At 35.1% G+C, this 20307-nt stretch carries 20 protein-coding genes; 15 read left to right on the top strand and 5 right to left on the bottom strand.

The genetic code is table 11. From position 1 onward, the window contains the following. Positions 1-38 precede the first annotated feature (38 nt). Positions 39-869, bottom strand: coding sequence for a bifunctional hydroxymethylpyrimidine kinase/phosphomethylpyrimidine kinase (gene thiD / locus AAA453_RS13260; protein WP_427705368.1), 831 nt, complete (start codon positions 867-869; stop codon positions 39-41). Between the two features lie 581 nt (positions 870-1450). Between thiD and AAA453_RS13255 the strand changes: the two genes are divergently transcribed. From AAA453_RS13255 to AAA453_RS13240, 4 genes are all read left to right on the top strand, one after another. Then, entirely contained in the window at positions 1451-2107 is a 657-nt protein-coding gene (locus AAA453_RS13255; RefSeq protein WP_069832606.1) for a uracil-DNA glycosylase, read from the top strand. 2 nt (positions 2108-2109) lie between these two features. After that, on the top strand, positions 2110-2499 hold the full coding sequence (locus AAA453_RS13250; protein ID WP_427705366.1) for a DUF5327 family protein: 390 nt from the start codon (positions 2110-2112) through the stop codon (positions 2497-2499). A gap of 24 nt (positions 2500-2523) precedes the next feature. Beyond that, entirely contained in the window at positions 2524-2886 is a 363-nt protein-coding gene (locus AAA453_RS13245) for a DUF423 domain-containing protein (protein ID WP_427707074.1), read from the top strand. Positions 2887-2949: 63 nt separating this feature from the next. Then, positions 2950-4437 (top strand): APC family permease, encoded by a 1488-nt coding sequence (locus AAA453_RS13240; RefSeq protein WP_069832608.1) that lies wholly within the window; start codon positions 2950-2952, stop codon positions 4435-4437. A gap of 237 nt (positions 4438-4674) precedes the next feature. On the opposite strand, the gene AAA453_RS13235 is transcribed toward AAA453_RS13240, so the two are convergent. From AAA453_RS13235 to hemQ, 3 genes are all read right to left on the bottom strand, one after another. Beyond that, positions 4675-5127, bottom strand: coding sequence for a threonine/serine exporter family protein (locus tag AAA453_RS13235; protein ID WP_069815102.1), 453 nt, complete (start codon positions 5125-5127; stop codon positions 4675-4677). Positions 5128-5138: 11 nt separating this feature from the next. Further along, on the bottom strand, positions 5139-5906 hold the full coding sequence (locus AAA453_RS13230) for a threonine/serine exporter family protein (protein WP_427707072.1): 768 nt from the start codon (positions 5904-5906) through the stop codon (positions 5139-5141). A 515-nt stretch (positions 5907-6421) separates the two neighbouring features. Next, complete coding sequence (hemQ, locus tag AAA453_RS13225) at positions 6422-7171, bottom strand: hydrogen peroxide-dependent heme synthase (protein ID WP_002508442.1); 750 nt, start codon at positions 7169-7171, stop codon at positions 6422-6424. Between the two features lie 171 nt (positions 7172-7342). On the opposite strand from hemQ, the gene pta reads away from it, so the two are divergent. From pta to AAA453_RS13195, 6 genes are all read left to right on the top strand, one after another. Further along, positions 7343-8329, top strand: a complete 987-nt coding sequence (gene pta, locus AAA453_RS13220) for a phosphate acetyltransferase (RefSeq protein WP_069815106.1) — start codon at positions 7343-7345, stop codon at positions 8327-8329. Further along, a complete protein-coding gene (locus AAA453_RS13215; RefSeq protein ID WP_427705364.1) occupies positions 8329-9165 on the top strand; it encodes a lipoate--protein ligase family protein in 837 nt (278 codons plus the stop codon). Before pta ends, AAA453_RS13215 begins: the two co-directional genes overlap by 1 nt. A gap of 597 nt (positions 9166-9762) precedes the next feature. After that, positions 9763-10686 (top strand): mevalonate kinase, encoded by a 924-nt coding sequence (gene mvk, locus AAA453_RS13210; protein ID WP_427705362.1) that lies wholly within the window; start codon positions 9763-9765, stop codon positions 10684-10686. A gap of 5 nt (positions 10687-10691) precedes the next feature. Beyond that, the gene (mvaD, locus tag AAA453_RS13205) at positions 10692-11675 is read left to right on the top strand and encodes a diphosphomevalonate decarboxylase (protein ID WP_069815338.1); all 984 of its coding nucleotides are present in this window, start codon (positions 10692-10694) and stop codon (positions 11673-11675) included. 12 nt (positions 11676-11687) lie between these two features. Further along, on the top strand, positions 11688-12764 hold the full coding sequence (locus tag AAA453_RS13200; protein ID WP_069832613.1) for a phosphomevalonate kinase: 1077 nt from the start codon (positions 11688-11690) through the stop codon (positions 12762-12764). Between the two features lie 314 nt (positions 12765-13078). Further along, a complete protein-coding gene (locus AAA453_RS13195; RefSeq protein WP_069832614.1) occupies positions 13079-14683 on the top strand; it encodes an alpha-glucoside-specific PTS transporter subunit IIBC in 1605 nt (534 codons plus the stop codon). A 67-nt stretch (positions 14684-14750) separates the two neighbouring features. Here the strand turns inward: AAA453_RS13195 and AAA453_RS13190 are convergent, their stop codons facing one another. Further along, the gene (locus AAA453_RS13190) at positions 14751-15500 is read right to left on the bottom strand and encodes a MurR/RpiR family transcriptional regulator (RefSeq protein WP_427705360.1); all 750 of its coding nucleotides are present in this window, start codon (positions 15498-15500) and stop codon (positions 14751-14753) included. Between the two features lie 229 nt (positions 15501-15729). Here AAA453_RS13190 and AAA453_RS13185 point away from each other — a divergent pair, with 229 nt between their 5' ends. From AAA453_RS13185 to AAA453_RS13165, 5 genes are all read left to right on the top strand, one after another. After that, positions 15730-16812, top strand: a complete 1083-nt coding sequence (locus AAA453_RS13185) for a Gfo/Idh/MocA family protein (protein WP_427705357.1) — start codon at positions 15730-15732, stop codon at positions 16810-16812. Positions 16813-16830: 18 nt separating this feature from the next. Further along, positions 16831-17547, top strand: a complete 717-nt coding sequence (locus AAA453_RS13180; protein ID WP_427705355.1) for a ThuA domain-containing protein — start codon at positions 16831-16833, stop codon at positions 17545-17547. A gap of 19 nt (positions 17548-17566) precedes the next feature. Beyond that, positions 17567-18613: a Gfo/Idh/MocA family protein gene (locus AAA453_RS13175; protein ID WP_427705353.1), complete on the top strand. Its 1047-nt coding sequence runs from the start codon at positions 17567-17569 to the stop codon at positions 18611-18613. A gap of 30 nt (positions 18614-18643) precedes the next feature. After that, the gene (locus tag AAA453_RS13170) at positions 18644-19612 is read left to right on the top strand and encodes a sugar phosphate isomerase/epimerase family protein (protein WP_427705351.1); all 969 of its coding nucleotides are present in this window, start codon (positions 18644-18646) and stop codon (positions 19610-19612) included. 246 nt (positions 19613-19858) lie between these two features. Further along, entirely contained in the window at positions 19859-20200 is a 342-nt protein-coding gene (locus AAA453_RS13165) for a DUF1450 domain-containing protein (protein WP_002508430.1), read from the top strand. The last annotated feature ends 107 nt before the right edge of the window (positions 20201-20307 follow it).

The raw sequence follows: 20307 nt of genomic DNA, 5'->3' as shown, positions 1-20307 counted from the left end.
GATGCTGCTCTTTTATATTATAAAACCTCATGAAGATTTTAAACTTCTGTAACGTCAACATCAATATGTTCAACACGGTTATATGCACCGTGGTCAACTGGACCTACAAAGTCATTCATCTTCCAACCATTTTTAATTGCAGAAGCAACAAAAGCTTTGGCAGCAATAACTGCTTCTCTTGGTGTTTTGCCGTTTGCTAAATACGCAGTAGTTGCTGCTGCAAAAGTACAACCTGCACCATGATTATAGCTTTGTTGGAACATATCCGTAGTTAATTGGTAGAATTGTTTACCATCATAGTAAAGGTCATAAGATTTATCTTGATCTAAAGCTTTACCACCTTTAATAATGACATGCTTTGCACCTTGTTTATGAATGATTTCAGCAGCTTTTTTCATATCATTTATTGATTTTAAAGTACCTAGATTTGCAAGCTGCCCCGCTTCAAATAAATTTGGTGTTACGACAGTTGCTTTAGGTAATAAATGCTCAATCATTGCATCAGTATTGCCAGGGTTTAATACTTCGTTTTCCCCTTTACAGACCATCACTGGATCGACGACAAAGTAATCGGCGCCAGATTCTTCATAAGCTTCGCCAGCACGTTTGATAATTTCTTGTGTACCGAGCATACCTGTTTTCACAGCATCTGGGTGAATTGAGATTGCTGTTTCTAATTGTTTCTCAAACACATCAAATGGAATTGGCGTTACGTCATGAGACCACGTCGCTTTATCCATTGTAACGATTGATGTCAGAGCAACAATGCCGTATGTCTCTAACTCTTGAAATGTTTTTAAATCTGCTTGCATACCTGCGCCTGCGCTTGTGTCTGAACCTGCAATCGTTAATGTTTTTTTCAATGCCATGAATCTTCACTCCTAAATTTCTTTTGTACATATCATACCACGTTTATCGAGTATTCTAAATAATGACCTTTTAAATAGCGAGCAATATTTAACTACTTTGTATAATGTAGATTAATTTTATTTTGATGAAGTGAAATAGGGTTAACTATAAAATATTTAAAATATCTTATAGGATTACCTGAGCTGGTTTAAGGTTTACAAGTGCTGATGCACTTGCATAAGTGGTTCTATTCTTGTGGATACAAAGTAGAAATAATGGTTCGCCTGAGCAGATTTAAATGTTTACAAGTGCTAAGGCACTTGCATAAGTAGTGCTAGTCTTGCTAATGCAAGAAGTACTACTTTACATGCATAAGAACTACTTATTCACGCGCACAATTTCTTGCGCGAGGATTTTAAAAAGGATTACCTGAGATGGTTTAAGGTTTACAAGTGCTGATGCACTTGCATAAGTAGTGCTAGTCTTGCTAGCGCAAGAAGAACTACTTTACATGCATAAGAACTACTTATTCACGCGCACAATTTCTTGCGCGTGAAAGTAGTTCTAATATGTTAAAATACTAACTGAGGTGAGAGGGAATATGGAATGGTCAGATGTTTTTCATGAAATTACTACGCGACATGACTTTAGTGCGATGCACGAATTTTTAGAAAAAGAATATACAACAGAAATTGTATATCCAGATAGAGAGAATGTTTACCAAGCATTTGATTTAACACCATTTGAACAAGTGAAAGTTGTCATATTAGGTCAAGATCCATATCACGGACCGAATCAAGCACATGGCTTAGCTTTCTCAGTACAACCAGATGCTAAGTTTCCACCTTCATTGCGTAATATGTATAAAGAACTTAAAGATGACATAGGTTGTGAAAGAACAACGCCGCATTTACAAGATTGGGCGCGTGAAGGTGTTTTGTTATTGAATACCGTTCTGACTGTCCGCCAAGGAGAGGCACATTCACATAAAGAAATTGGCTGGGAACTTTTCACAGATGAAGTGATTCAAACTGTATCTGAACAATTAGAAAATGTTGTGTTTATTTTATGGGGAAAACCCGCACAACAAAAAATCAAATTGATAGATACGTCGAAACATCATATCATTAAGTCTCCACATCCAAGTCCTTTATCTGCTTATCGTGGTTTCTTTGGTTCAAAACCATATTCTCAAGCAAATACGTATTTACAAGAAAATGGTAAAGCACCAGTAAATTGGTGTGAAGGTGAGGCATAAACATGGAAAAAGATAAGATCATACAGTTAATTGAGCAAGAATTAGTAGCAGCGGACGAAGCAAAGCATAATGCTGAATTTGAAAAGCATATTTATGCTATTCACACGTTGACTTCACTTGTTACAGGGTCGACAAGCCAGCATAAAAGTTATAAAGATAATACGTATGATGTTTCTTCTTCATTCCAAACTTCTACTATAGTAAGTAATAGTAATTCAAAATCGCAACCAGCCTCTAAAAAACAAGGTGTATCTGCGGAAGAGATTCGAGCGATGGGTGGTAAAACATCACAACCCGCGTCACAAAATAGCGTTTCTGACACGTCACTTACATCTAACAAGTTGGTTACTGATGATGAAATAGGTAATGGAGATTCAATATTTGATTTTTAATTAAGAAGGGAAGTAAATAGCATGATGAAAGTATTTATTATATTAGGTGCATTGAACACAATGATGGCAGTAGGAACTGGCGCATTTGGTGCACATGGCTTAGAAAATAAACTATCGGCAAAATATTTATCAGTATGGGAAAAAGCAACGACTTACCAAATGTATCATGGTTTAGGCTTACTCGCGCTTGGTATCATTAGTGGTACAACTTCAATTAACGTGAATTGGGCAGGTTGGCTCATGTTCTTCGGTATCGTCTTTTTCAGTGGTTCATTATACATTTTGTCATTAACTCAAATTCGTATTCTTGGCGCAATTACGCCAATCGGTGGGGTTTTATTCCTAGTAGGTTGGTTAATGCTAATTATCGGAACATTTAAATTATAAATTTTTAATTGTTATAGAATTCATCTTGTGGGTATAATACAGTCCATGAGGTGAATTTTATTTATGAGTCAAAATGATAAGGAAATAGATAGAGGAGATTTAAAACAAAACTTATCTGAAAAATTTGTATGGGCTATAGCCTATGGTTCATGTATAGGTTGGGGCGCATTTATACTACCTGGCGACTGGATTGGTCAATCAGGTCCTATATCTGCAGCGATAGGTATTGTAATTGGTGCATTATTAATGATACTGATTGCAGTAAGTTATGGTGCTTTAGTTGAACGTTTTCCAGTTTCAGGTGGGGCATTTGCATTTAGTTTTTTAGGATTTGGAAGGTACGTCAGTTTCTTCTCATCCTGGTTTTTAACTTTTGGATATATATGTGTTGTAGCTTTAAACGCAACAGCATTTAGTTTATTAATTAAGTTCTTACTACCAGATATATTAGAAACTGGTAAGTTATATACTATTGCAGGATGGGATGTATATATAACTGAGATTCTTATCGCATCGTTATTATTAATTGTCTTTATGTTTATAGCAATTAAAGGTGCAAGTGTATCAGGATCTCTACAATTTTATTTCTGTGTAGCAATGGTTATAACAATCTTATTACTATTTTTCGGTTCATTCTTCGGGAATAACTTCTCTTTTGAAAATTTACAACCGTTAACTAATGAAAAAGAAGGTTGGTTTACATCCATTATTATGATTGTGGCGGTAGCGCCATGGGCATATGTTGGATTTGACAATATTCCACAAACAGCAGAAGAATTTGATTTTGCGCCGAATAAAACATTTAAATTAATCGTTTATAGTTTACTTGCCGCAGCATTCACTTATGTATTAATGATTTTATACACAAGTTGGTTAAGTAGTTCATCAACAAGTTTAAATGGTAATTTATGGTTAACAGGTGCTGTGACACAAGAAGCCTTTGGTTATATTGGTTTAGCAGTGCTAGCAATTGCAATTATGATGGGAATATTCACTGGTTTAAATGGTTTCTTGATGAGTTCAAGCCGTTTATTATTCTCAATGGGACGTTCAGGCATTATGCCTTCTGTATTTAGTAAATTGCATAAAAAATATAAGACACCTTATATTGCAATTTTCTTTTTAGTTTCTGTTACATTAATTGCACCGTGGCTAGGTCGTACTGCATTAACGTGGATTGTTGATATGTCTTCAACAGGTGTATCAATTGCTTATTTTATTACATGTTTATCAGCAGCAAGACTCTTTAGTTTTGATAAATCAAGTAACACATACGGACCTGTATACAAAGTTTTTGCGATATTAGGTTCAATCGTTTCATTTGTGTTCTTACTCTTATTATTAGTTCCTGGGTCACCAGCAGCACTTTCAACACCATCTTATATCGCATTAGGCGGTTGGTTAATTATTGGTTTAATTTTCTTTGTTGTACGTTATCCAAAACTGAAAAATATGGATAATGACAGACTAAGTAAACTTATTTTAAATCAATCAGAAGATGAAATAGTAGATTTAATTAATAAAAATAAATCAGATAAAGCGAACAACTAGTTGTTTTTGTGAATAATAATCATGTTTTTTGCATGTAAAATTATATAATCCTAACATTTAAACTTGGATTATATAATTGCATATACGCCCTTCAATACAGACATATTAAAAGTGTTTATATTGGAGGGCTTTTATTATTAGATCTTTGATTATAAAAATAGCGAGTAACAAAAAAACCTGAGAAAAATCATTTGTAATAATGATTTTTCTCAGGTTTTTGCTTTAGCATCATGCGTGTTAAATTCTTTTTTTACGTATTTTCGTACCAGAGACAATAAGTTTTGATATTTGATCAGCAAAAAGTAATCCTAAAGCGATAGCACCAGCAATTAAAGTCACTTCTAACATTGTATTAATTGCTTTACTAAATTCCAATAGAATCAAGCTTTTTGTTGCATCGAATGCAAGACCACCAGGTACGAGTGGGATAATACCTGGAACCATAAATATAATTACGGGTTCCTTTTTATAACGAGCCATGATGTGACTTAGCATACCTAACGCAATACTTCCAAAGAAACTAGAATATATAGTATGGAAATGAAAACCTTCATAAAATAAAATATAAAACATCCATCCACATGCACCTACAATACCAACTGTGTTGTATAGGCGTTTTGGCACATCAAATATCACACCAAAGAAAAGGGAAGCAGTATAACTAAATATTAAATTTAAAATCCAAAACATAGACATTGCTCCTAAAAAATAATGAGTATAGTACCAACACCGGCGCCTATACCAAAGGCAGTCACTAGGGCTTCTAGTGATTTAGTGGTAAATAGTAACATGTGACCGGCGAATAAATCTTGAATGGCATTCGTTATTAATACACCAGGAACGATAGGCATTACTGAAGCTATTATAATAGTAGATATCGAACCACCGGGTATTAAATAATGTCCTGAAACGGTTATGAGACCGATGACAATTGCGCCCATAAATTCTGGAATGAATTGAGCGTGTAATTTTCGTTGAAGCGTTTCTACAACAATGAAGCCAAAGGAACCAGCCAAAATAGCAGTAAGTACATCTGTTAAGATGCCACCTTGAAGATATAAAAAACTGGCTGCGATAACAGCGGCAGCAATAAATTTGAAAATTAGATCATGGTTAATGCTTTGTTCATGATATATTTTTTGCAGTTCTTGAAAGGCATCTTCAAGTGAAATGTCACCTAAAGCAAGCTGCCTAGATATACCATTTGTTCTTGATATACGATGAAGATTGGTATCTCGTGTTTTAATCCTGAAGATCCTAGGATAAGATTCGTTATGTAACATGAAGTTAATGACTGTATTAGTTACGAAACTATTGCTTTCTGGATAACCTAACGTAGTTGCAATCCGAGTCATTGTATCTTCAACTCTGGAACCTTCTGCACCAGATTCCAACAGAATGCGTCCTGCGAGCAAAATGACATCTTTCGCCATTCTTTCATCATAACTTTCAACTGTTTGATTGTATATTGTCATTTAATCACCAATAATGAAGTATTTAACTAAAGCTATGTTTTTGTATTCATAGCATAGGAATAAGTTATTGAGTTAATAATTTTTATTGTAACACTTTACTCATAAAAATTGTTAGAGGAATCAGAAAGTAACTTATGCGCTTTATAAATTTTAAAATATAACATTTTATACAATTTAAGTAATTTAAATATGTTTCAAATTTCGCAAATAGGCTAAAATAATATTAGTTAGCTGTTTCAGACAAATATTGAGTAGCGACAATATTTAACAGTTAATATTAAATTAAGTAGTGATTAAAGTTCTCCCAAACACACTACACAGACTCAGGCACACTTGTTCAACGGCAAGTGTGCCTTTTTACTCGCTCTAGCTTTCACCATAGTGAAAGCAGAGCGAGTAAGAACGAATACCGAAATAGGTGAATGCATAAAAAAATGCCGACAAAGTTGGATACTTTGCCGACAGTCTTATACGTTTCCATTAATATGAATAGAATCGTTTATTGTATTTTATAATGAAAATAAATCTTGTAAGACATCTTTTGTGATGATATTACCTACAAAGAAACTACCAAAGTCGCCGTAGCGTGCAGTCGTTTCATCAAATCTCATTTCATAAACAATTTTTTTGAATTGAAGTGGGTCTTCTGCAAAAAGTGTAACGCCCCATTCGTGATCGTCAAAACCAACAGATCCAGTGATGAATTGTTTGATTTTACCTGCATATTGGCGACCAATCATGCCATGATCATGCATAAGTTTCTTTCTATCTTCAAGTGGTAACATATACCAGTTATACGTTTCACCACGACGTTTATCCATTGGATAGAAACAGATATATTCAGTACGAGGTAATTCAGGGAATAATCTTGGTTTAATATGAGGATTTTCATATGGATCTTCATCAGATTTTCCTGCAAGATAATTACCTAATTCTATGATAGAAACATAAGAATATGTTGGAATTAAGAAATCTGTAATTTTCAATTTATTAAATTCATTTTCAAAAGCATTTAAATCTTTCATTTCTGGACGTAATACCCATAAAAGAAGGTCTGCTTTTTGACCATTAATATTGTAAAATGCATGATCTCCTGCATTATTTGTACGTGCTTCTTCGTGCTTATCTAAAAACGATTGTAATTCTTCCACGAGAGATTGACGTTCTTCCTCTGGAACTAAACGTAAAGTAGTCCAATCAATAGCATATAATAAATGTAAACTATACCAACCGTCTAACGTTTCTGGTACTTGTGGCATTGTAAATCGCTCCTTTGTGAAAATTTCTATGTCTTCACTATAAAATTCTACCATAAAGGCAGTGTTAAAACATAAGTAAATGATTACAAATTGGTGACATGGAATTCTATAAAAAAATAACGTATACTATATAGTGTAAATAAATAGATTTAAATTTCGAGGAGGCCCCCTATGTCTTTATTAGATGTATTACAAGAAAAACTTTCAGGAAAAAATGTGAGAATCGTATTACCTGAGGGTGAAGATGAACGCGTATTAACAGCAGCAACACAATTACAAAATACGGAATATGTTACACCAGTAGTATTGGGTAATGAAGCTAATGTGAAGGCTTTAGCTAACGATAAAGGATTAGATATTACTAACATTGAAATTATCGATCCAGAAACAAGTGAATTGAAACAAGAATTAGTAACTGCTTTCGTTGAACGCCGTAAAGGTAAAGCGACTGAAGAACAAGCACAAGAAATGCTAAAAAATGTAAACTACTTTGGTACAATGCTTGTTTATACTGGTAAAGCTGAAGGACTAGTCAGCGGTGCAGCACATTCTACAGGCGATACAGTTCGTCCAGCATTACAAATTATTAAAACGAAACCTGGTGTTTCAAAAACATCTGGCGTTTTCTTTATGATTAAAGGAGAAGAGCAATATATCTTCGGCGATTGCGCAATCAATCCAACGCTTGAAGCACAAGACTTAGCTGAAATTGCAGTAGAGAGTGCAAAAACTGCTAAAAGCTTTGACATGTCACCGCGTGTAGCAATGTTAAGTTTTTCAACAAAAGGCTCTGCAAAATCAGACGATGTTGAAAAAGTAGCAAATGCAGTGAATTTAGCTCAAGAGAAAATTGAAACTGACAATATTGAAGATGTTGTTGTAGATGGTGAATTCCAATTTGACGCAGCAATCGTACCAGAAGTTGCTAAGAAAAAAGCACCAGACGCAAAAATACAAGGTAATGCTAATGTATTTATCTTCCCAAGTTTAGAAGCGGGTAATATTGGATACAAAATTGCACAACGTTTAGGCGGTTTTGATGCAGTAGGTCCAGTACTACAAGGACTGAATTCTCCAGTGAATGATTTATCTCGTGGTTGTTCAACAGAAGACGTGTATAACTTATCAATCATTACTGCTGCGCAAACATTACAATAATGGATTTAGCAAGTAAATATTTTAATGATATAGATTGGCGTTATATTGACCATTCTTCTGGGTTAGCGCCTATGCAATCATTTGCATTCGATGATACATTTTCTGAAAGTGTTGGCAAAGATTTATCATGTAATGTGGTACGTACTTGGATACACCAACATACAGTCATTTTAGGTATACATGATTCACGCCTACCTTTTTTACAAGACGGCATTCGTTATCTTACTGAAGAACGTGGCTATAATGCGATTGTTAGAAATTCAGGTGGTTTGGGTGTAGTCCTAGACCAAGGTATACTCAATATTTCTCTTCTCTTTAAAGGTAAACATGACATTACAATAGATGAAGCTTTTACAGTGATGTATTTATTGGTTTCGAAAATGTTTGAAGATGAAGATGTAGAGATTGAAACACATGAAATTGAACGATCGTATTGTCCAGGGAAATTTGATTTAAGTATTAATGGGCGAAAATTTGCGGGTATTTCCCAAAGACGGGTACGTGGTGGCATTGCTGTACAAGTGTATCTTTGTGTAGAAGGTGATGGCAGTGAACGTGCTGATATGATGAAATCTTTTTATAAACGCGCATTAAAGGATGCAGAAACAAAATTCACTTATCCAAATATTGATCCACAATGCATGGCGTCGTTAGAGTCACTATTAGGTAAAACAATCACTGTCCAAGACGTAATGTTTAAATTGTTATATGCCCTTAAAGATTTAGGTGGACAATTAAACATGGAACCTATAACAAATGATGAATGGCAACGCTATGAAGGTTACTTTGAAAAAATGATTGAACGTAACGCTAAGATGAATCAAGCGATGGAGTAAATAATTATTAAGACCAGAAACGATACTTTTTTATTAAAGTAACGGCTCTGGTCTTTTTTATAGTTAATATAAAAATTATTGACATAAATCTTTCTAATTGTTGAATTATAGAAAGTAAATAAGTAATATAGGAAAAGTGTAGTTTAAAACTAACTAATTTAAATAAATTTCCGTAAAATCATGTTAACTTTTTGAATATAAGACTATAGAGTTTTATAATGGAAAAGTATTGATTATAATTAGTAGCAGGTATTAACTTTTGAGAAGACACTTTCTGTTATTTAATTAAAAATAAACCAAATATCTATGTCTAGAGTTGTATGGCATAATATAAAATTTGTGAGATAATGTATAATAATGTGTGTAAAATTAGTTAAGGTTGAGTATTTTCATATAGAATACGAGCAGTCTTTTCAAATTATTAATAATAAAAGACATATTAGATGCGCTAACAACGAGACTTAGAACACGAAATTTCCTGGGAAATTTAAGCAGAATGCATTGTGGTGTTCTGAAATGACTAAAATCAGTGTGGTCTGTAAGGTGTAGCGTACTTAAAATATAAAACTAAAGAAAATACTAAAGGTGATTGAGAATATGACACAACAAGGATATGGGGAAGCAAATGGAAAAGTAATATTAATTGGTGAACATGCTGTTACATTTGGCGAGCCAGCAATTGCGATTCCATTTACGACCGGGAAAGTGAGAGCGAAAATAGAATCTATAGAAGAACCTTTTTCTTCATGTATTAAAAGTGATGTATATGAAGGTGAGTTAATTAATGCACCTGAACATTTAAAGGCAGTAATAACTCGTTTTGTAGAAAAATATGAAATCCAAACACCTATAAAAGTTTCGATTGATACAAACTTACCACCATCTAGAGGGCTAGGCTCAAGTGCTGCAATGGCGGTTGCTTTTGTGCGTGCAAGTTTCGACTACCTCAATAAACCATTATCTGATGAGGTGTTGATAGAAGAAGCCAATTGGGCGGAACGTATTGCACACGGTAAACCAAGTGGCATTGATACACAAACGATTGTATCGAATAAGCCAGTGTGGTTTAAGCAAGGTAACGTGACGACATTAAAGCCATTAGAATTGAATGGTTACATGATTGTTATTGACACAGGTGTACTCGGCTCTACAAAACAAGCAGTAGAAGATGTACATAATTTATGTAAAGAAGATAATGAGTACTTAGAACATGTGAAACATATTGGTCAACTTGTACACGAAGCAAGTGACTCTATAGAGCATCATAACTTCGAAAAATTAGCCTCTATCTTTAATTTGTGTCAAGAAAGCTTACGTACATTAACGGTAAGCCATGATAAAATTGAAACATTACTTGAGGCAAGTAAACAACAAGGCGCTATTGCTGGAAAATTAACTGGTGGCGGTCGTGGCGGTAGTATGATTGTACTTGCTTCAACCTTAGAAGTGGCTGAGAAAATTGTTGAAAGTGCGCAAAACTTAGGTGCACATCATACATGGATTGAATATTTAGGAGGTTAATGACGTTGGTTAATAGTGGTAAAGCACGTGCACATACAAATATTGCACTCATAAAATATTGGGGTAAAGCTGATGAAACTTATATTATTCCGATGAATAATAGTTTGTCGGTTACATTAGATCGCTTTTATACTGAAACTAAAGTGACATTTGATGAGAGCTATACTAAAGATACGCTTATTTTGAATGGCCAAGCAGTAAATGACGCAGAAGCAGCTAAGATACACCGTTTTATGGATGTGTTCCGCGAATTAAGTCAAACCTCAATGTTTGCATATATTGAGAGTGATAATTATGTCCCTACAGCAGCAGGGTTAGCATCTTCAGCAAGTGCCTATGCGGCATTAGCAGCAGCTTGTGATGCGGCTTTGAATCTAGGGTTAACAGGCAAAGCGTTATCTAGATTGGCTCGTAGAGGGTCAGGATCTGCTTCTAGAAGTATCTATGGCGGTTTTGTAGAATGGGAAAAAGGGTATGATGATGAGACATCATATAGTTTTCCTGTTGAAGCAGATAATTGGGAAGACGAGTTAGCAATGATATTTGTTGTCATTAATAATAAATCGAAAAAAGTTTCAAGTCGTGCCGGTATGTCACTTACACGTGATACATCACGTTTTTATCAATATTGGTTAGACCATGTGGATGAGGACATAGCGTCAGTTAAGCATGCAATAAATCAAAAAGACTTTAAACAATTAGGTGAAGTGATTGAAGCCAACGGTTTGCGCATGCATGCAACAAACTTAGGTGCACAACCGCCGTTCACTTATATGGTCGACGACAGTTATTTAGTGATGGACATCGTAGACCAATGTCGTAAGGCGGGTCATCCTTGTTACTTTACGATGGATGCTGGTCCAAATGTTAAAATTTTAGTAGAAAAGAAAAATAAACAAGCGGTTGTTGATGCATTACATAAATCGTTTAAAGAAGACCAAATCATTGCGAGCGACATTACACGTACAGGCGTAGAAATTATTGAGTAAGGAAGAGATAAAATGATTCAAGTTAAAGCACCAGGGAAGCTATACATTGCAGGTGAATACGCAGTTGTCGAACCTGGCTATAAATCAATATTAATCGCAGTAGATCGATTTGTAACTGCTTCTATTGAAGATTCAAATGCACCACAGGGTACGATACATTCTAAGACCTTACATCATGAACCAGTAACATTTCAAAGACGTGAAGATAAAATTGTAGTTTCAGATTTAAATGCTGCGAAACAATTGAAGTATGTCATCACAGCAATTGAAATCTTTGAACAATTTGTAAGAAGTAATAATATGCCTTTAAAACATTTCAATTTAACAATTGATAGTAATTTAGACGATACAAATGGGCATAAATATGGTTTAGGTTCTAGTGCAGCTGTCTTGGTATCAGTTGTTAAAGCTTTGAATGAATTTTATGGTATGCATTTATCTAATTTATATATTTACAAACTTGCAGTTATTGCAAATATGAAATTACAAAGCTTAAGTTCTTGTGGTGATATTGCTGTCAGTGTTTATACTGGCTGGTTAGCTTATAGTACGTTTGATCATGAATGGGTATCACAGCAAATTGAAGATACGTCAGTCAATGATGTATTGAATAAAAACTGGCCTGGCCTTCATATCGAACCATTACAGCCACCAGAAAATATGGAAGTGCTTATAGGTTGGACTGGGTCACCAGCTTCGTCACACCACTTAGTGAGTGAAGTAAAACGCTTGAAATCAGATCCTACCTTTTACGGTAAATTTTTAGAACGCTCTCATTTATGTGTTGAGAAGTTGATACATGCTTTTAAAACGAATCATATTAAAGGCGTGCAACAAATGATTCGCATCAACCGTGAGATTATTCAATCTATGGATAAAGAAGCGACAGTTGATATTGAAACTGCCCATTTAAAAGTATTATGTTCTGTAGCTGAAAAATATGGCGGCGCTGCCAAAACATCAGGTGCAGGTGGTGGAGATTGTGGCATAACGATAATCAATAAAGGTGTTAATAAGCAACGCATTTACGATGAATGGTTAGAAAATGAAGTGAAACCTTTGGAGTTTAATATATACCACGGTCAATAATGAAAATGAACAGTATGAAGCTGAGGCATAAATATATGTCCCACTCACTACTGTTTTTTATTTTGCTGAAATTGAATAAAAGTAAACTATCTAGCAACTAAATCTAAGACACTGATAAGCAACGCATAATACGTTGTCGTTAATCTGACCACATCTAAATAACGCAATGGAAAATTTACCTCTTAATGGAAATAAATTCAGTTGTAGAAATGAATTGTCTAAATGTACGAATGTTATTGAACTCATTGAGATTAAAGCATACGATCATCTTAAGAAAGCGCTTATAATAATGCGATGATAGAAGGGTGATTATTATGAATTTGGGACGTAAGTTTGGAGATGCAATTCGTAGATTTGGTGGCGCAATGATTGTTCCAGTATTATTATTTCCATTTTTCGGGATTATTATTGGCATAGCTACACTGTTTAAAAACGAGGCGATTATGGGTCAGCTGGCTGATCCTAATGGTTTATGGTTTCAAATATGGTCATTAATTGAAAATGGTGGGTGGACGGTATTTGAAAATATAGAACTTATTTTCGTTATCGGCTTACCTATATCACTAGCTAAAAAGTCAGCTGGCCATGCAGTAATGTCGTCGGTAGTAACTTATATGATGTTTAATTATTTTATAAATAGCATATTAACGACATGGGGCCCTGCTTTTGGTGTGGACTTTAAGGGCGATGCAGGAGAAGTCACAGGTATTACTGAACTCGCAGGTATTAAAACCTTAGATACAAATATTATCGGTGCACTCATCATCTCAGGCATCGCGATTTGGTTACATAATCGATATTATGATAAGAAATTGCCAGAGTCTTTAGGAATATTCCAAGGTTCGCCGTTTGTTGTCATGATAGCATTCTTTGCTATGATTCCATTAGCATTTTTAACAAGTTGGGGATGGCCTATTGTTCAAGGATGGATTGCTTCGTTACAAGTGTTTTTAGCTTCATCAAGTTACGTTGGCGTATGGCTTTTCCACTTTTTAGAACGTATTTTAATTCCGACAGGATTACATCATTTCATCTACACGCCGTTTGAATATGGACCGGCAGTAGTCGATGGTGGTATTAAATCGTATTGGATTTCTCATTTAACTGAGTATTCGCAAACAACAAAACCACTAAAAGAAATTTTTCCAGGTGGTGGATTTTTATTACAAGGTAATATTAAAATGTTCGGCTCGATTGGTATAGCACTTGCGATATATTCAACGGCAAAAGCACATAAAAAGAAAGAAGTTGGGGCATTATTATTAGCTGCTACTTTAACAGCCGTGTTTGCAGGTATCACAGAGCCACTAGAATTTACGTTTATCTTTATAGCGCCGTTTCTATTTTTAATCCACGCTATTCTCGGAGCAACAATGGTGACCATTATGCACGGGTTTGGTCTTGTAGGTAATTTAGGTGGTGGCTTTATTGAAATCGCAGCAACCAATTGGATTCCGTTGTTTGGTTCGCATTGGGGAACTTACGTCGCTCAATTTATTATAGGCATTATATTCATATTCATTTATTATTATCTATTCAGATTTATTATCCTAAAAATGGATATACCTATGCCAGGTAGAGAGAAAGATGATGAGATAGATGCTAAGCTCTATACGAAGCGTGATTATAAGGAAAATAAACACAAAAAAACGAGTGATAAAAACGAATATGAAACAAAAGCTGCAATTTATTTAGAAGGCTTAGGTGGCACGGAAAATATTGCTGATATAACAAATTGTGCAACAAGATTACGTGTGACCGTTAAAGACCCTGAAAAAGTAGAAGAAGATGGCTATTTTAAAACAGTGGGTGGTGCGCATGGACTCGTGAAAAGCGGGAAAAACGTACAAGTCATCGTAGGACTTTCGGTTCCACAAGTGAGAGAAGCGGTAGAACAAATTATTAAGCACGAAGCATAAGACTATAAAATTAAATATGATGTAAAACAAATCAGTATCATTGTTTTACATCATATAATTTATATCATTATTTGGAAATTTTGTAGTTGTGATATGTTCTAGCGATAAAATCAAAAACGACATAATATGGAGTAAAACTGTAATGTTTCGTATTATTAAAAAATTGCATTGGTGCACTGTTAACATAAATATTGAAGGCGGCATTTTTGGCAATATAGTTGTCATGTAATGTCGTGATAGAGACGTAATGCAATTCACGTGATTTAATGAGTTGAATAGGTTCTTTTAAATTTTTAGTTTCACCCGATAAAGAAATGATGAAAAGTAAATCTTCTGGTGACATTTGATCTATAGCTAAGCGCAATTCATTTTCATCATTAACAACAATAGAGCGTTTAGAGATAGAAAGCATATGGCGTTGTGCTTCCCTGGCAACATTTTGTTGGGCCATGCCTGTGCCGAAGATATAGACGAAAGGTGCAGCTTCTAATAAGTGGTTTAAAAGTTTATAGTCGAACATTTGAAGGTGTTCTACAGTTCTTTGCACATCTTCGACAATCGGGTCTGTGCTTGCTAAATGTGATGGTTGTGCGTTGTTTTCCATTTTCAAGTAAAACTTAAAGTTGCTATAGCCTTCAAAGCCCATCTTTTTAACGAGCCTATGAATCGTTGAGATGGAAGTATGCGTGAGTTTACTTAAATCATGGATTTTCATAGCTGACATGTCATCCATGTTTTGACGTATGATATTGATGATATGTAAATCATTTTCAGTTAATTGCTCAAAGTATTTATTGATAAGATGATCAAGTACCATATGTGTGGATTCCACCTATTCATTGGAAAATTTTCCGGAATTTGAAAATATATTCTAATGTTAATATATAAAATCTAAATACGTCAAATTTATTGGTATTTTTAACATTGTATTTTAATATGAAATTAAGTATTAACCTTTTAAATGTAATAAAGCTTAAATTTAATACGACTTTTTGTAAGCGGTTACTTTTAAAGACTGAATAAATTTAATATAAAGGGATGAGTCTATGAATGTGAAAATTGGAATAATTGGATGCGGTGGCATAGCTAATGGTAAGCATTTACCAAGTTTAGAAAAAATCCCAGAAGCAACTATGGTCGCTTTTTGCGATATAGACGTAGCTAAAGCTGAATCTGCAGCGACAACTTACGGTATAGAAAACGCGGCAATATATGAAGATTACAAACAATTACTCGAAGATAAATCTATAGAAGTAATACACGTGTGTACACCTAATAATACACATAAGGAGATAACAGTTGCAGCATTAAATGCTGGGAAACATGTAATGTGCGAGAAACCAATGGCTAAAACTTCAAACGAAGCCCGTGAAATGATCGAGGCGGCGGAGCGAAATAATAAAAAATTAACAATTGGTTACCAAAATAGATTTAGAGCTGACAGTCAACATTTACGAAAAGTGACGCAACGTGGAGACTTAGGAGATATTTATTATAGTAAAGCGCAAGCAATTCGACGTCGTGCAGTTCCTACGTGGGGTGTGTTCCTAGATGAAGAGAAACAAGGCGGCGGACCATTAATTGATATTGGTACACATGCATTGGATTTAACATTATGGATGATGGATAATTACGAACCAGAGTCTGTTATGGGATCTACTTTTCATAAATTGGGAAAACAAGACAATGCAGCAAATGCATGGGGACCGTGGGATCCAGATGAATTTACTGTTGAAGACTCAGCGTTTGGCTTTATTAAGATGCGTAATGGCGCAACAATCATCTTAGAATCTAGTTGGGCGCTCAATTCTTTAGACGTAGACGAAGCGAAATGTGCATTGTCAGGTACGCAGGGTGGTGCGGATATGAAGGATGGTTTACGCGTCCATGGTGAAGCATTCGGCACTTTATATACATCTCAAATTGAAGTAGATAATGCAGGTGTTGATTTTTATGAAAGTGAAAAAATCGATGAAGCTGAAGAAGAAGCACGTGCTTGGATAGATAATATTATTCATGATACTGAACCAGTCGTAAAACCTAAAGAAGCATTTGTAGTAACTCAAATATTAGAAGCGATATATGAATCTGCAAAAACAGGAAAAGCGGTATATCTCAATAATCATTAATCAAAGGGGAGCTTACTATTGAATATAACAATTTGGAATGAATTTCGTCATGAACAAGAAAGTGCTGAAGTAAAAAAAGTTTATCCTGAAGGTATTCATAAAGCATTAGCGTCTTTTCTAGAGCATGAACACCAAGTTAAGACGGCAACACTAGATGAACCCGAACATGGTCTGACAGACGATGTATTAGCGAATACAGACGTGTTAGTTTGGTGGGGGCATAAAGCACATGATGAAGTCGATGATATTATTGTAGAAAAAGTGAAACAACGTGTGTTGGATGGCATGGGTCTTGTTGTGTTACATTCTGGACATTTCTCGAAAATTTTCAAAAACTTAATGGGCACTACGTGTGACCTTAAGTGGAGAGAAGCAGATGAAAAAGAACGATTATGGGTAGTTGATCCGACACATCCGATTACTGAAGGCTTAGATTCATATTTTGAATTAGAGAAAGAAGAAATGTACGGAGAGCATTTTGATATCCCAGCACCAGATGAAACAGTATTTATTAGCTGGTTTGAAGGCGGAGAGGTCTTTAGAAGCGGAGCGACTTTTAAAAGAGGTAATGGCAAAATATTCTATTTTAGACCAGGCCATGAAAGTTATCCGACATATTATAATGCCAACATTCAACAAGTCATCAAAAATGGCGTGAAATGGGCATGCAATACCAATACACCGAAACATCAGTATGGCAATGCTCAACCGTTAGAGGAAATAAAAGAAAAATAGGGTTGGGAGTTTGGTTACTATGGAGAATGTAGAAAAATTAAAAATCGGCATTATTGGTTGTGGCGGTATTGCGCAAGGTAGACATATTCCAGCATTTCAAAATTTAAGTCATCTTGCTGAAATTGTGGCAGTGCAAGACGTCAATCAAACACTAGCAGAAACAGTAGCGGATAGATTCACAATTGGTAAAGTGTTTGAAAGTTATGAAGCTATGTTTGAAAAGGTTGATGCCGTAGCTATTTGCACGCCGAATAAATTTCATGCAGAAATCAGTATTGCTGCTTTAGAATCAGGGGTTCATGTATTTTGTGAGAAACCAATGGCGATGAATCAAATAGAGAGCGAACAGATGGTTAAAGCTGCTAAGCGTGCTGGCAAATTATTGGCAATAGGCTATCACTATCGATTTACGGATGCTGCAATTACCGCAAAAAATGCTGTAGATGAGGGTGTGGTTGGTGATGCACTCGTCACACGTGTACAAGCTTTACGTAGGAGAAAAGTACCAGGTTGGGGTGTGTTTACGAATAAAACATTGCAAGGTGGCGGCAGCCTAATTGATTATGGATGCCACTTGTTAGATTTGTCATTGTGGTTATTAAAAGATGTCGAACCCGTTGAAGTGATTGGCAAAACATATAACAGACTAAGTAAAACGCCGAATCAAATCAATGATTGGGGAGAATTTGATCATGAAACGTTTGATGTAGATGATCATGTCACGAGCTTTATTACTTTTGAAGACCATTCAACGATGCAATTTGAATGTTCTTGGTCAGCAAATATTAAAGAAGATACAAAGCATATAAGCATTTCAGGGGTAGACGGTGGCTTAAGTTTATATCCTTTTGAAATTTACCAACCAAGGTTTGGCACATTTTTTACAGAACAAGCTGATGCGGCACATGATGAAGAAATTGCAGCTCAGAGACAAGCGCTTAATTTTGTGAACAGTTGTCTAGGCCATGAAGCGTTAGTCGTGCAACCTGAACAAGCGCAAAAAATTAATATATTAATAGATGCAATATATCAAAGCAGCACAGAAGGACATAGTATTCGATTGTAATGTTTTAAAATTTTGAGGAGGGTTTAATTTATGAAAATTGGTGTGTTCTCAGTATTATTTCAAGATAAAAAATTTGAAGAAATGTTGGACTATGTAGCCGATGCGGGTGTTGACATGATTGAATTAGGTACTGGAGGTAATCCAGGTAATCAATTTTGCCCTTTAGATGAATTATTAGAAGATGAAAGTAAAAGAGCTGAATATTTAGAGCAAATACATCAACGTGGTTTAGGCATTAGTGCTTTTAGCTGTCACAATAATCCAATTTCACCAAATCAAGATCATGCACAAGATGCACATGATACTTTGTTTAAAACAATAAAATTAGCGGCATTATTAAATGTGCCAGTGGTTAATACTTTTTCAGGCGTAGCTGGCTCAGATGAAACAGCAAAATATCCTAATTGGCCAGTAACGCCATGGCCGACAGCCTATTCTGAAATATTAGAGTGGCAATGGGAAGAAAAACTAATTCCTTATTGGAAAAAAGCAGCACAATACGCAAAAGAACAAGGTGTCAAAATTGCGATTGAACTACATGCAGGCTTTTTAGTACATACACCTTATACGTTGTTGAAATTAAGAGCAGCAACAAATGATGCGATTGGTGCTAACTTAGATCCTAGTCATTTGTGGTGGCAAGGTATCGATCCAGTTGCAGCGATTAAAATTTTAGGTCGTGAAAATGCCATTCATCATTTTCATGCTAAAGACACATACATTGATCAAGAAAATGTAAATATGTATGGTTTAACGGATATGCAACCTTATGGCAATGTACAAACGCGTGCTTGGACGTTTAGAACTGTAGGCTATGGTCATAACCCACAAGTATGGGGAGAAATCATTAGCGCATTGAGAATCAATGGCTATGATTATGTCGTAAGTATCGAACATGAAGATCCGATTATGTCGATTGAAGAAGGCTTTACTAAAGCAGTAAATAATTTGAAATCAGTAAATATAGAAAATCCAGCACCAGATTTATGGTGGACTTAAAAGTCGATGAAGTGAGCTTAGTATGCGAATATAAAAGCATATACTAAGTTCACTTTTTTATTTATAAGACAACTTGAATCAAGTCATGATAGGCAAACAGTATAATTAAAAACTTGAAATTTCCGCTAAAAAGAGTAAAATAATTAGAGTTGTAAATACAAAAAAATCGCGAATGCGTGCACATATACATATTAAATCAGTATTGAATTTTTGAGTCTGTATATTATTAGAAAGGTGAGGGTGTAGTTGCAAAACAAGTTTCTGATTTGTGATGATTGTCAGGGTGTGGATTGTAAATCATTAGAAAAAAAGCTGACGAAATTAGACCCTGAAGCTGAAATAGAGATTGGCTGTCAGTCCTATTGTGGGCCAGGTAGACGAAAAACATTTGCATTTGTTAATAACCGCCCACTCGCTGCACTAACAGAAGAAGAACTCATGGAGAAAGTAATGAAACAGTTACAAAAACCGAGAGATCCAGAAGAAGAAGAACGTTTGAGACAGCGTAATGAACTGCGTAAACGCCGTAAAGAAGAGCAAGATAGAAAACTGAAAGAGAAACTCGCACAGCGAAAAAGTGCGAAATAACATATAGATGTAGTGTTTATAGTGACACTATTTGAAAGTGGATCGGCAGTGGTGAGACTTAGGAATTTAAGTTTCACTGCTGTTTTTTTATTTTTTATGGAAATGTA

Origin of the sequence: Staphylococcus parequorum (genome assembly GCF_039237145.1) — a bacterium.
Taxonomy (GTDB): Bacteria; Bacillota; Bacilli; order Staphylococcales; family Staphylococcaceae; genus Staphylococcus; species Staphylococcus equorum_A.
Note: the sequence above shows the minus strand (reverse complement) of the source record. Positions and strands in the feature narration are given on the sequence as shown.

Bases quoted from the DNA above. Each gene is read 5' to 3' on its own strand.
- thiD (WP_427705368.1), bottom strand. From the start codon at position 869: ATGGCATTGAAAAAAACATTAACGATTGCAGGTTCAGACACAAGCGCA.
- AAA453_RS13255 (WP_069832606.1), top strand. From the start codon at position 1,451: ATGGAATGGTCAGATGTTTTTCATGAAATTACTACGCGACATGACTTT.
- AAA453_RS13250 (WP_427705366.1), top strand. From the start codon at position 2,110: ATGGAAAAAGATAAGATCATACAGTTAATTGAGCAAGAATTAGTAGCA.
- AAA453_RS13245 (WP_427707074.1), top strand. From the start codon at position 2,524: ATGAAAGTATTTATTATATTAGGTGCATTGAACACAATGATGGCAGTA.
- AAA453_RS13240 (WP_069832608.1), top strand. From the start codon at position 2,950: ATGAGTCAAAATGATAAGGAAATAGATAGAGGAGATTTAAAACAAAAC.
- AAA453_RS13235 (WP_069815102.1), bottom strand. From the start codon at position 5,127: ATGTTTTGGATTTTAAATTTAATATTTAGTTATACTGCTTCCCTTTTC.
- hemQ (WP_002508442.1), bottom strand. From the start codon at position 7,171: ATGCCACAAGTACCAGAAACGTTAGACGGTTGGTATAGTTTACATTTA.
- pta (WP_069815106.1), top strand. From the start codon at position 7,343: ATGTCTTTATTAGATGTATTACAAGAAAAACTTTCAGGAAAAAATGTG.
- AAA453_RS13215 (WP_427705364.1), top strand. From the start codon at position 8,329: ATGGATTTAGCAAGTAAATATTTTAATGATATAGATTGGCGTTATATT.
- mvk (WP_427705362.1), top strand. From the start codon at position 9,763: ATGACACAACAAGGATATGGGGAAGCAAATGGAAAAGTAATATTAATT.
- AAA453_RS13200 (WP_069832613.1), top strand. From the start codon at position 11,688: ATGATTCAAGTTAAAGCACCAGGGAAGCTATACATTGCAGGTGAATAC.
- AAA453_RS13195 (WP_069832614.1), top strand. From the start codon at position 13,079: ATGAATTTGGGACGTAAGTTTGGAGATGCAATTCGTAGATTTGGTGGC.
- AAA453_RS13190 (WP_427705360.1), bottom strand. From the start codon at position 15,500: ATGGTACTTGATCATCTTATCAATAAATACTTTGAGCAATTAACTGAA.
- AAA453_RS13185 (WP_427705357.1), top strand. From the start codon at position 15,730: ATGAATGTGAAAATTGGAATAATTGGATGCGGTGGCATAGCTAATGGT.
- AAA453_RS13175 (WP_427705353.1), top strand. From the start codon at position 17,567: ATGGAGAATGTAGAAAAATTAAAAATCGGCATTATTGGTTGTGGCGGT.
- AAA453_RS13170 (WP_427705351.1), top strand. From the start codon at position 18,644: ATGAAAATTGGTGTGTTCTCAGTATTATTTCAAGATAAAAAATTTGAA.